Below are 11,519 nucleotides of genomic sequence, written 5' to 3' on the forward strand. Positions count from 1 at the left end.
CCCGAACGGAGCGCCGCGCGGGTCACGAGCCGGACACTCACCGGCGGCGAAACCCCGATTCCGCGCTCAATTCCCGGGAAAACCCCCTCGAGCTCCCGGTTTCCGCTACGCCACCAGCGTTCTTCCGCAGCCTGCTAGTCGTCTTGAGCGAGAGGAATCCTGTTCAGGTGCTTGTCGATCGCCGCCACTTGGTCGTTCGACAAATCAAGATGGTGCTTGCGATCTCCCCATTCCGTCAAGAACCGGCTGGTTGTCTCTCGGGCGGTACCCAATACAAGCTTCTCGGGCAGTTTCGCTGCCGCCGCGAATCGCGAGAGGCGATCCAGGGAGAATGATGCAAAGTCCTTCGATCGCACGAAGTTGAGCGCCATCTTGTCTCTTGGGAGATACGCGACTGTTGAGACAAAGTCGTAGGCCGGCGCGATCTCCGCCTTTCTTCCGTCTGGGTAGATGAGGGACCAGTTCTTGAGGTGCATATCACCGTTCCCGATGAGTGCGTTGAACACGAGTCGGCGAGTGAATTCCTCGATCGCTGATCCTCCGTCTTCTGCCCAGAGAACTTCAGCGATATTCTTGTAGCTGGCGCGATCGTACTTCTTCTCCGGATAGACGCCGAACACCTGGGCGAAGTCTTCGATATGAATGGCCTCTCCACCAGGTAGTCGGTCGAACCGCTTGATCGCCAAGGCCCTACCCGGCAGATCTCGTACCTCATCGGGCAAGCCTGCCACATCGCTGGGATCGACGAGCTGGATCTCTGGCACATCGATTCCGACCGCTCGTGCCAGATTCAACATCGCGAACTCGTTCTCGGGAACCGCGTTGAACTTGGTGGACGGGAGCTTGACGATCCACTCCCCGCCGACCCCGCCCACGGGAATGGTTAGGCCGCCGTTCGCCTCCGCCACGGCTGAGAACTTCAGCTGGACCCCTGCCAGCGAGAATCGAAGCAGCTGTTTGAACCGCCCCGGGTTTGCCGGAGACTGAGCAGCAGAGTCCTTCCGGGGTTCGACCCTCGAAGCTTCGCGAAACGGTCCTGGAGGCGGATCCTCAGACGTGCCGGGCTGGAGCAATGCCACACGCCTAGAGACCTGCGAGACACGTACGCCTCCCGGCTACTCTCACTGGGAATCCAGCTCGGCTACGTGAGCCATCAGCTTGGCCACAGCGATGTTGCCGTAACGGCCCGACACTATGCCCGCTGGGTCGGCGGGGCGGACTACTGGGGACCACTCCACCTTGGGCCGGGAGAAGTCCCAGCCGACCTCTTGGCGCGAATTCCCTCGGAGTCCCACCAGACTCCCACCAGCGTCGAAATCGCACTCGCCGAAGAACTCTCAAGTCCCCGGAATGGACCCACTGTGTTGTGGCGCGCCCGGCACGACTCGAACGTGCGACCCCCAGTTCCGCAAACTGGTGCTCTATCCAACTGAGCTACGGGCGCTTCCACGGCGATGCCCGAAGGCGGCCTGCAAGCGGCGCGGATCCTAGCGAACCTGGGCCGTGCGGGAAGCTGGCGGAGAGGGTGGGATTCGAACCCACGGTAGGTTTCCCTACACACGCTTTCCAAGCGTGCGCCTTAAGCCGCTCGGCCACCTCTCCGGGTTGATTCCGGCTGTTCGATCTCGGCTCGCGAGTGCTAAATCGCGAGTGTTCACATGGACTTGGCGGAGAGGGGGGGATTCGAACCCCCGGTAGGGTTGCCCCTACGCAGGTTTAGCAAACCTGTGCCTTCAGCCACTCGGCCACCTCTCCCTCCCGGAGCCGCGGGCTCCGGGGACGGCGTAGGATACCGGCTCGTCGGGGGCCCGAAACCCCCGGGGAGAGCCCTGGAAGTGGGGCCTGGCGGCTCCTTGGCTGGTGGCCCTCTCAGCGGCTGGGGATGTCGCGGTCGAGGACTGTCTTTCGCTCGTCACGGCGGGCCGTCTCGATGGCGCGGTCGCAGATCTCGCGGACGAGATCGGAGAGCGGGGCGAGGGCGCGTTCGGAGGTGTTCATGCCGCTACGCGCGCGGATGTAGTCCTTCAGGCGGCTCGCAACGATCAGGATCTCGCGCGGCACGTCGTCGGAAAGAGCGGCTCGAGACGGCGCGGCCGGCGAGGCGGTCGGTGCCGCTGCGGAAGGAGTAGGCGCCTGGTTCGGTGCGATCCGGCGACGGGATTCGCGCGGCTTGGCCGCAGGCTTCGCGGCCTGGGTCGCTGCGGCCTGCTCCTGCTTCCACTTGGCGGCGGTCGGGCTGCATTGTTCCTCGGCCCAGGCCTCGCGGTGGTTCATCGTCGGAAGATGCGCATCCCAGCAACTGACCGTGCAGAACACGAAGGCCGTGTTGCGGCGGTTGCAGGTGGAGACGTTGCAGGTGTAGTACGGCGTCTGGAACGGAATCGTCTCGCGGCACGAGCTGCAGCGGCGCCAGCCTTCGTCACTCATCTGACCTCCTTCGTTCGCCTGCCTCGGCCAGTGCTTCGGCAGATGGGAACGGTAGCCGAAGCGGATTCAGTCCCCCGCCTGCTGGAACACGACCGCCAGGCGCTCGAGCACGAGTTCCTCGCTGCGCGAAACCCTGCGCAAGCCCGCCACGCCACCGGCGGCCTGGGCCACGCTCCGGGCGCGCACGAGGACGGTCTCCTCCAGCCGCACCCGGCCTTCGATACTGAGCTGGGTGAGCAGCGCCTCGACGTAGCCGCGCCAGGCGTGGAACAGGCTCTCGTCGGGTGGGCCGGCCAGCCACTCGGAGAGGAGCTCCAGGCTCTGGGCATCCTGGTCCAGGCCCAGGCTCTGGGCGGCATCGAGGATCGCAGCGCGCTCCCGCGCGTCGAGCTGACCATCGGCCCAGGCGACTTGCACCAACGGGATGAGCCCCAATGCGCGCAGGGTCTGCTCGTGGATGCCGAGTGCCCGGAGCGAGGCATGGAGCGCTTCGTCGCCGAGCGAAGCGTCAGCGGTGAGCACGTGCTCGCTCCAGCGCAGCTCGCGCCGGGCGAAGACCTCGCCGAGGTGCTGGCCGCGAGTCGTGAGCGCCATTCGCGAAGCCAGGATCCGATTCGTGTTGCGGAACAACACGGCGGCAATACGCGGATAGCGGCGAGCGAGCCCATCGATCGCCGCCTGGGAGAGGCGCAGCAGCCGGGCGTCTTCGACCACCTCGGCGTTCGTCGTGTGCTCGCCGTGGAAGAGTCCGGCTTCTCCGATGGTATCGCCACGGTCGTGCAGGGCCGCGACCAGATTGCGATCGCCGGCATCCACCCAGCTTCGCACCGTGCCGGCAATCACCACGTACATGCCATCCGCCGGCTCGCCCGCATGGAAGAGGCGTCGGCCAGCAGGCGCCGTGATCAACGTTCCCATCAGGGCAACGATCCGCGCCTGGGCTTCGCGAAGGCCCTCGAACAAACCGATCGAATGACGCGGATCCTCACCAAGATCGAGGCTGACCAGATCCCAGAGCGTGACGATCCGCATCCGCGCGCAGAGCGCCGGAGTCAGCGTGACATCGGTGAGCCACGCGAAGGCCAGCGCGAAGGCCGCCAGCACACCAATCTCCCGCTGCGTCGAGAGATCACTTGCCAACATGCACAGGAAGCCGACGCAGAGTGCCATGCTCGTCACCGTGACCGGCGGGCCTACCGCTGCGAGGGTGGCGGCCGTGGCCGCCTCCTCGTCGCCCAGCCGCTTGGCATCACGGATGAAGCGGGCGAAGTAGTGGATGGTGTCGTCCACCGCGATGCCCAACACGATCGGTGCGATCAAGCTGGTGCCCGGGTTCAGGCTGACACCCGACCAGCCGAGGGCGCCGAAATAGACGCCGACCGGCACGACGTTCGGTAGCAGGGCGACCAGGCCGACCCGGAAGGAAACGAAGAGCGCGGCCAGGACGAGATAGATGATCACGAAGGCCGCAAGTACGGCGCGTGTCTGCCCGCGGATGATCTGGTCGAGGGCGCCGCTGACGATGATCGACGTACCGGTCACCCGCGCGTCGATCGAGTCTGGAAGCTCGGCGAGCCGTGCATCGATACGCCGGCTCAACGCGGTGACCTCGTCGGAATCGATCACCTTCGCGCGCACCCGTACGATCGTTCGCTGATAGGCCACGTCGACCAGATTGCGCAGCTCGCGGCTCTCGCCGAAGAGCAGGATCTGGCTCACCAGGCGCTGGCGCTCAGGCAGCACGAACGATTCTGGATCGTTCTCGTGGAAGCCTCGGTTCAAGAGCTTCAGGTGGTCGACCAGAGAGGTTGTTTCGCCAACGGACGGATCCTCGGCGAGCCAGGCCTGGAGCGCTTCGATCTCCTGCAGATGCTCCGGGCGCTTGAAGGTATCGCGCGTCTCGCCTTCGAGGACGATCAGCAGTGGGTTGGCACCGCCTAACCTCTCGTTGACGGCCTCGAAATCCTGGCGTACCGGAGCGTCCGCCGGGAACTTGCGGATCTGGTCGGAACCCACACGGATGGAAGCTGCGCCGAGCAGGGCGATGGCCAGGGTGGCCGCGAAGGCACCGAAGATCCATGGACGCCGCCGCACGGCGAAGTGCGCGACACGAGCTGCGACCGACTCACTGCGACCTGTCGCCGGGGGGAGGCGCTTCGGCAGGGGCAGGAAGGCCAGTACCGCTGGCGTGAGCGTAAGAGCAGCCACCACGGTGAAGCCGACGCCGATCACCGAGAGTACGCCGAACTCGCGCACCGCCGGCAGCGGCGAAAGCACCAGCGTGGCGAAACCGATCGCGGTGGTCAGGCCAGTCAGCAGGACCGGCAGTTGCACCTGGCTCGTTGCCAGGCCGGCACGCGCCGCAGGGCTCTCCGCTTCGACCTCGTAGTATTCGCTGACGACGTGGATGGCGTAGGAGATGCCAAGTGTCGTCAGCAGAACGGGGACCAGCACCGTGATGGCGTTCAGGCCGTGCCCGGTCGCCACCACGAACGCCAGCGTCCAGACGACGGCCACCGCCACGGTAGCGAGCGGCAACAGCACGCCACGCACGGTGCGGAAGGCCAGCAGCAACACGAGAGATACGGCAGCCAGGATCAGCCCCGGCAGCAGCAGCGTCTCGCGAACGAGGACTCGCGCGTTGGCTTCACCCAGGTGCGGGCCGCCCGTCAGCCAGATCTCGGCATCCCCCGCTGCTTCGTAGGCGATCGCCAGCACGCGGTCGCTGACCTCGCGCTCCTGGTACTCCCGGCTGGTCAACGGCACGAGCGTCAGCAGGAGGGCCGTCGCCGCCTCGTCCTCCGCCACCAGGCTTCCGGAAGTGAACGGATTGTCCATCACCGCGGCGCGCAATGCCGCGAGGCCCTCGGCGTCGCGAGGAATGGCGGCCACGAAGGGGCCGATCTCCAGCCCTTCTTCGGTGCCGACGACATTCACCGCCGTGGTCAGGGACGTGACGCTGCGAATCTCTTCCATCGCCGTCAAGCGACGGGTGATCTGGTCAATGCGCTCGAGCGCATCGGTCGTGAAGAGGTCTTCCGTCGCGAACCCCAACACCAGGCTGTCATCGGCGCCGAAGCGCTGCCGCGTCTCGTCCAGGAAGGTTCGTTCCGGATCGTCCTCGGGAAGCAGGCTTTCGATCCCGGGCTCGATGACGAGGCGTACGCGTCCGGTCCCCGGATCGACCAGCACCGCCAGCGCGAGAAGCGTCGCTGCGAATACGGCGGCCAGCACCCAGCCGGCGTGCCGTCCGATCAACTCGCCTAGCGTCACGGCTCAGTCCACCGAGCGGCCGAGCGTGGCGAGTTCGAAGATCCGTCGTTTGATCTTCACGTCGACCTCGAGAGACGTCACCTCGAGGCTCGTCGTCGAGCCCTCCAACACGTCCTCCATACTCAGCCGGCTGGGGATGCGAACGCCGTCGCGCTCGATCGTGGAGTCGAGATCCGCCCGCATCACCTTTCGAAGGCTGCCTCCGGGCGCGAACATCTCGCTCTTCATCGGAATGCAGGTCTCCTGGGTGACGTAGGTGACGACCTTTTCGTAGGCGGATCCGCCCTCGGGTGCCTTCTTCTGGACGAACGCGTCTGCCACGACACCGTCCAACTCGACGGGCGCCAGGCGCTCGGTAGCCCCAGCCAACGCCAGCCCCTGGAGCTGTTGGAAATCCTCATAGGTGAAATCGCTCCCGAAGAGCGAGCCAGAAACCGAGTGCGAGTTGATGCGTCGGCTCTTCTTCAACTCCGGCGAGTAGAGAAAGAGATCGGTGCCATCGTCACGCTCGATCAGAAGAACCGACGCCCCGCGCACGTCTTCGGGGCTCGTCACCTGGATCAAGACCCGCGAGCGCTTCGCCTTGAACCGCTTCCACCAGATCTTCGCGGTGAGCTGACGCGACGAGCCGCCGCGATCCTCGGTGCGCAATGTCACTTCCTGGATGCTGCTCTCTTCCGGAAAGTTCTCACGCACGCAATCGGCCAGGGCATCGAGCCCTTCTTCCGCCTGCGTGGGGCTTCCAAGCAGCAACGACAGGAGAATCAGTAGCCAGGGGGATCGGCGCGGCAATCGGTTCATCCCGCGAAATGTAGGCCAGGAGGCCTGCCGGCGGGCTAGGGCCGGCTGACCCAGATGGCGCCGGACTCGCCGGCCTCGAGCGACCATTCCTGGCGATCCGGGCTGCATCCACCCATCGTGACCAACTCAGCAGTGTTCGGGCCGTTCGTCCCCGTGTTGTGGGCGTAGACCGAGATCGTCGTACGCTCCCCAGGCTTCAGATTGAAGGTATGGACGAGGCAATCATCGGGATGGCAGCCGTTGTTCAGGTTGCGTCCCGGGGCCACGATCTGGCCGCCCACGCCCAGCGAGACGATATCCCCGTCCGCAATGCCGTGATCGTGCAGGAGCACCTGGATCGCATCGCCAGAGCAGACCCGATCGTCGAGCCCGCCTGTGTTGCGCGGGGGCGGCATCAGCGGCGGCTCCTGGATGTGGAACTCGCGGATCTTCCGATCCCGCTTGCCATTGGGATCCGTGAGGCGGATCGAAAGCGCATAGCGGCCAGGACGAAGCCCGCTGGTATCCACCATGAACGCACGGTTCACCGTCTCCCCGCCATCGGAACTGAAGGATTGCCGGCCTAGCACGGCGCCCTTGTTGTTGGAGAGTTCGAGCGTTCGCGAGCCCTTCAGGCCTTCGCCGAGTTCGACCACCACCGGAACGAAGACCTGGGTGCTCTGGGGCACCCGGTTGACCGGACTGCCCTGCCCCGTGGTGACGGAGACCGCGATGATTTGATCACGCACGTCCACCGTGCGCACGGTCTCGCTGCCTTCTCGCTTGCTTCCGTCGGGATGGAAGAGCTGCACCCGGATCTCGAGCTTCCCGCGATACTTGCGGGTCACGGGGAAATGGGCCGTGTGCGTGACGGTCGCGCCCGCCGTATCGGAGATCGGTTCTTCGGCGAAGGGCGTGCCATTGGCCAGGTAGCGGATCGTGCGATTGCCGGTACCGAAATCGTTGAGACCCCATTGGGTGGTGATCATCAGCTCGCCGCCGACAGGGAACTTCGGACCGTGTTGGCCGCTATCCGAATCGACGACGCTCATGCCCAGGTACTTGTCACCCTTTTGCCAGCTGAAGCGCGCCGTGCGAGAGATATTGGTCTTGTCGCCATCGCTGAGGGTTACAAGGATGGAATCGCCAAACGGATGGCCGTTCAGCGACATCTCCGGGAAGAGGCAATCGACGTGTTGCGGGCCGGGCTTCACACCCAGGAGCTGAACGCCACCACCGTCGTGACCATCGTGGCCACGCGTGCAGGTGATGGCGACCATGCCATCGTAGGCGGCGTCGAAATCGATCGACGCGATGACCGCATTGCCTTCGATCGGAGCGCCGCCAGCTGCGCCGGATACGACCAGGTTGGTGATGGCCAGCAGTGCCGCCGTCGGCGTGGGAGGCGGAGCGGGCGGGGGATTCGCTGCCAGGCATTCGGCCGCTCGGGTGCGCAACGGATCAGACGCGCCGAGATGAATCAAAGCGCCGGTGTGCGCATTCTCGGCCCGAGCCAAGACGGCCGCGGTGTCCTTCCCGACATCGCAGACCAGGGCAGCAAGCAGGGCCTTGGCAGTGGTCTCGGCCTCGGCCAGACGTGCAGCCGCCTCGGTCGCGGCCTGCTGGCCCGCCGTGAACTCCGCCGAGGGCTCCGGCAAGCCCGCCGTTGCGGCGGCGGCCCGCGCAACCAGGGCCGGGGTATCCGGCAGTGCCGAGGCCTGCGCGGCCGCGGCGTCGAACAACGCCTTCTCGCCATCGAGGGTGTGGCGAAGCTCGGCCGCGGTGGTGAGCAACGGCTCGCCGCGGGCGGCCGCAGCCTGGGCTTCGGCTGCACCACGCCGGGCGACGTCGAGCAGGAGTTCGATTCGCGCGCGCTCAGGATGATCGTCGCCCAGGCCCTTCGCATCCGCGCGCATGCTCTCCAGCTCGATGCCCATTTCGACCGTCATCGAGTGGGCATTGTCGAGCAGCTCGTCGATGCGAGCCGCGGAATCTGCAGAGCTGCAGCTGGTGGCGATCGCCTCGGCGCCGCGCACTGCCGTATCCACCAGACCTTCGGAGCGCTCCATGCGAACGGCCGCTGCCGTCAAGCGGGTGGAGCGGCTGACCGCGTTCACGCAATCGGCCTGCGCAGCCGCGGCGTCGAAGCTCGTGCCGGCCAGGTCGGCCGCCGCGCCGTCGACCCGGCCGGCGGCATCCGAAGCCTCTGTGGCAGCACTCCGAACGCCGTCGGCGGCCGCATCGAGCTGGGCACGCAACGCCTCCAACCGGGCCACGCGCGCGGCCAGGTCGGCACCGGATGCCGCCGGCGAAGCGGCGCCGATGGCCACGTCGAAGGTCGGAACCGGAATGTCGAACGTCACGGCCTGATCGGCCTGGAGACGCAGCGCGATCGATTCCGCTGCGCCATCCGGGGCGTTCCCCTTCACCGAGAACACGATCGTGAACGTCTCGCTCCGGCCGGGCTCGAGGATGGCGCCTTTCGGCGTGATGCTGTCGATCGTGATGTACTTGGGCGCATCGGGTACGAGGATGCTCACACCGGTCAGCGTCGTCGTACCGACAGTGTTGCCGATCGTGATCTCGATCTGGTTCCCGGTCTGTCCCGGAAAGAGCATCGTCTGGGCCGCGCCGGCGGCGGGAAGGAAGGCCAGCACCACCAGCCAGGAGAATGCTCGAAGCATCCTCAAGGTGTCGTTTGCGGCTGTGATTGCTGCGTAGCACTGCCGGGCACGAAGCCAGCCGGGCAGTTGCCGGCCGGGGCCGTGGAGCCCTGGGAGGGCACACAGCCGCTGAACAAGTTGGGCGCCCCGCCCGCCTGCCCGCCGGCTCCGGCCGGTGCCGCCTTCACCGGCGCGTAGGTTCCCATGAGCTTGGTATCGAGCATCTTCTCCCACATGATGATGCCGCTGCGCGCATCCACCACCCGGAACTGATACTGGAAGTAGCTCATGCCCTGGTCGGGAGACCGGGCGTCGGCCTCGCGCAGCTGGTAGATCAGCCCGCGCAGGAAGTAGTCCGCCTGGGCGACCTTTCCGCTGACACTCGCGCTTTGCTCGAGGTCGAGCTCCTGCTCGGCATCCTGCAGCCCGCTATCCGAGGCATGCTGGTTCTGGCCCGAAAGGCTCCCACGGTCGAATTCGAGATCCCGGCCCCGTTGGCGCGTGTTCTTGCTGACGACCGAATCCGTGAGCGTCACCTCGATCTCGCTCGAACTCTGGCGCAGCCGCTCCTGCACGATGTCCCGATAGGATTCGTCGTCCCGGAACAGGATTGCGCCGCGGGAATGCTCCATCAACTGGACGCGGATCGTCTCCTGGAAGATCTCCTCGTCGATCATCACCGAGGTCTTGTTGGCAAGCTTGCGAATCGTGATCACCGGCGGCTTGCCGGAACGGGTGATGAAAGGCTGGGTAACCAGATCCCGGGCCAGGGCGTCACATACCCGGCGGAAATCCTGGACGGTGACCGTATCGGCGTAGATCTCGGGCGGCAGCGCTTCGATCGCGCGTCGCTGGGTCTGTTGCGCTGGCAACGCCACCCCTCCGGAACAGTTCGAGCACGAAAGCACGTCCACACTCATCACGGCTAGCATGCATGCGCAGATCCAATGCCTCATGATGAACCTCCCCCGACCCGCGCCGCCAACTTCACCGCCAGCCGGTTGGCTGCCTCACGGGCCGCCTCGTCGGCCACGGGGCCGCGTGCGGACGTGAACTCCACGATCTTGCCGCTTCGGGTCTCGACCGCTCTCAGCAGTACCAGCACCTCGCCCTGCTCCTTCGAGAACTTCAGCGTGCCTTTGATGATGAAGCGCACACCCTTCCGAGCGAGATCCGGGCGCGGCGAGTCATCGATGAGCCGTTCCCCTGGCGCGTCGTGCAGGTTCAGCGTGCCGGCCGCGGCGATGCGCTCGCCGATCACTCCGCGGAGGCCCAGACCCGCGTCCCCCGAAACCGGATCGAGGTGGGGCGGCACTTCCTCTGCTCGCAACGGGCCAATGATCACGCCACTGGCGGAATCCGCCCCGGGCGTGCCGGGCCGGGCGCCGCCCGGCCCGAGGAACGAGCCGTCATGGGTGGCCGCTGCATCTTCGACGACCTCCTTGGAAAGCTGGCCGTCCTCCGGCAGCTGGCCCAGGGCATCGCGCATCGGATGGGGCGCCTTCTTGTCGCAGCTGGAACAGGCCCAGATCGGCATCACGCCTAGCAACAGAATGGCGAAGAGTCGTACCTTCATCGTAGGCTCCGAACGAAGAGCGTGTAGTCTTTTGCCACCGGGGACGTGCTGCTCGCCTTGATCGTGTGCACCACCGATGGGCCCACGGGGAATGGATGCCACTCGGTCTCCTCGACCGGAAAGCGATCGGCGTCATAGAAGACGGCCTTCCATTCGAGCCAGTATTCGTCGTTCACGATCCGACTCTCCAGATTCACGCTCACCTGGATCTGGCCGGAAGGCAGGAAGCCGTGGCGGTGGTTGACGAAGACGAAGGCTGCGGCCGCGGCCGAATCCTGGGCCAGCAGGCGTTCGACGTATTGCGGCGGCACCGCGCCCTCGGGATCGGGATCGATCGTGTAGAGCCCCGTCGCCCGCTTGTTGTTGCAACTGGAGCAACCGGCACCGCCGACGACGAGCACCATCAGCGCTGCTGCGGCCAGGACGTAGGAGCTTCTCACGTACCCTCCTCCTCGTTCGAGCCCGTCGCCTGGGGCATTTCGAGATGGCTGAACGCCGGCAGGAAGCCGCGCTCGGTGTGCTTCACGGCCATGTCACGGATCATGGCGAAGTGCTCGTCCGCCGGATCGATCTTCGCCTGCACGCAGTAGAGGAAGCCATCGGCCAGCGGCAGTACGGCCAGATCGGGCTCGCGACGTGCGATCCGGTAACGGGCCCTATCTAGTGATGTGATTCACGCTGTTGGGGCATTATCCAGCGCGCGCCTGGCTCTGCCAACCTTTTCGATGATCTCTTCTGCTGTCTTGGACCAGACGAAGGGAGTGGGATCATCGTTGTGTCCGTCCACGTAACTCATCACG

The 11,519-nt window shown here is 65.8% G+C and carries 9 protein-coding genes, 3 tRNA genes and 1 pseudogene; 2 read left to right on the forward strand and 11 right to left on the reverse strand.

Going from position 1 to position 11,519, the window contains the following annotated elements; all coding sequences use genetic code 11:
- Positions 1–134: 134 nt before the first annotated feature.
- Entirely contained in the window at positions 135–1,079 is a 945-nt protein-coding gene (locus tag GY937_07935; protein ID MCP5056647.1) for a HipA domain-containing protein, read from the reverse strand.
- Here GY937_07935 and GY937_07940 point away from each other — a divergent pair.
- Positions 924–1,202: pseudogene (locus GY937_07940) on the forward strand (tyrosine-type recombinase/integrase). The gene GY937_07935 and the pseudogene GY937_07940 sit on opposite strands and share 156 nt — an antisense overlap.
- A gap of 165 nt (positions 1,203–1,367) precedes the next feature.
- Here GY937_07940 and GY937_07945 read toward each other — a convergent pair.
- The 10 genes from GY937_07945 to GY937_07990 form a co-directional block, all read right to left on the reverse strand.
- A tRNA-Arg gene (locus GY937_07945) sits at positions 1,368–1,444 on the reverse strand.
- A gap of 70 nt (positions 1,445–1,514) precedes the next feature.
- Positions 1,515–1,602 (reverse strand) — tRNA-Ser (locus GY937_07950).
- 63 nt (positions 1,603–1,665) lie between these two features.
- A tRNA-Ser gene (locus GY937_07955) sits at positions 1,666–1,755 on the reverse strand.
- 114 nt (positions 1,756–1,869) lie between these two features.
- On the reverse strand, positions 1,870–2,427 hold the full coding sequence (locus tag GY937_07960; protein MCP5056648.1) for a hypothetical protein: 558 nt from the start codon (positions 2,425–2,427) through the stop codon (positions 1,870–1,872).
- 66 nt (positions 2,428–2,493) lie between these two features.
- The gene (locus GY937_07965; GenBank protein ID MCP5056649.1) at positions 2,494–5,700 is read right to left on the reverse strand and encodes an MMPL family transporter; all 3,207 of its coding nucleotides are present in this window, start codon (positions 5,698–5,700) and stop codon (positions 2,494–2,496) included.
- Between the two features lie 3 nt (positions 5,701–5,703).
- On the reverse strand, positions 5,704–6,501 hold the full coding sequence (locus GY937_07970; protein MCP5056650.1) for an outer membrane lipoprotein-sorting protein: 798 nt from the start codon (positions 6,499–6,501) through the stop codon (positions 5,704–5,706).
- Between the two features lie 35 nt (positions 6,502–6,536).
- On the reverse strand, positions 6,537–9,164 hold the full coding sequence (locus GY937_07975; GenBank protein ID MCP5056651.1) for a hypothetical protein: 2,628 nt from the start codon (positions 9,162–9,164) through the stop codon (positions 6,537–6,539).
- A gap of 2 nt (positions 9,165–9,166) precedes the next feature.
- The gene (locus tag GY937_07980) at positions 9,167–10,099 is read right to left on the reverse strand and encodes a hypothetical protein (GenBank protein MCP5056652.1); all 933 of its coding nucleotides are present in this window, start codon (positions 10,097–10,099) and stop codon (positions 9,167–9,169) included.
- Positions 10,096–10,719, reverse strand: coding sequence for a hypothetical protein (locus GY937_07985; GenBank protein ID MCP5056653.1), 624 nt, complete (start codon positions 10,717–10,719; stop codon positions 10,096–10,098). Before GY937_07985 ends, GY937_07980 begins: the two co-directional genes overlap by 4 nt.
- A complete protein-coding gene (locus tag GY937_07990; GenBank protein MCP5056654.1) occupies positions 10,716–11,159 on the reverse strand; it encodes a hypothetical protein in 444 nt (147 codons plus the stop codon). The genes GY937_07985 and GY937_07990 overlap by 4 nt, the downstream gene beginning before the upstream one ends.
- Before the next feature lie 44 nt (positions 11,160–11,203).
- On the opposite strand from GY937_07990, the gene GY937_07995 reads away from it, so the two are divergent.
- Positions 11,204–11,383 carry a hypothetical protein gene (locus GY937_07995; protein ID MCP5056655.1) on the forward strand — a complete coding sequence of 60 codons (180 nt, stop codon included), beginning with the start codon at positions 11,204–11,206 and terminating at the stop codon, positions 11,381–11,383.
- The last annotated feature ends 136 nt before the right edge of the window (positions 11,384–11,519 follow it).

The sequence above is a fragment of the bacterium genome, assembly GCA_024228115.1.
Lineage (GTDB): Bacteria > Myxococcota_A > UBA9160 > UBA9160 > UBA6930.

Excerpts from the sequence above, each read along its gene's own strand:
- GY937_07960 (MCP5056648.1), bottom strand. The coding sequence starts at position 2,427 with ATGAGTGACGAAGGCTGGCGCCGCTGCAGCTCGTGCCGCGAGACGATT.
- GY937_07970 (MCP5056650.1), bottom strand. The coding sequence starts at position 6,501 with ATGAACCGATTGCCGCGCCGATCCCCCTGGCTACTGATTCTCCTGTCG.
- GY937_07975 (MCP5056651.1), bottom strand. The coding sequence starts at position 9,164 with ATGCTTCGAGCATTCTCCTGGCTGGTGGTGCTGGCCTTCCTTCCCGCC.
- GY937_07980 (MCP5056652.1), bottom strand. The coding sequence starts at position 10,099 with ATGAGGCATTGGATCTGCGCATGCATGCTAGCCGTGATGAGTGTGGAC.
- GY937_07985 (MCP5056653.1), bottom strand. The coding sequence starts at position 10,719 with ATGAAGGTACGACTCTTCGCCATTCTGTTGCTAGGCGTGATGCCGATC.
- GY937_07995 (MCP5056655.1), top strand. The coding sequence starts at position 11,204 with ATGGCTGAACGCCGGCAGGAAGCCGCGCTCGGTGTGCTTCACGGCCAT.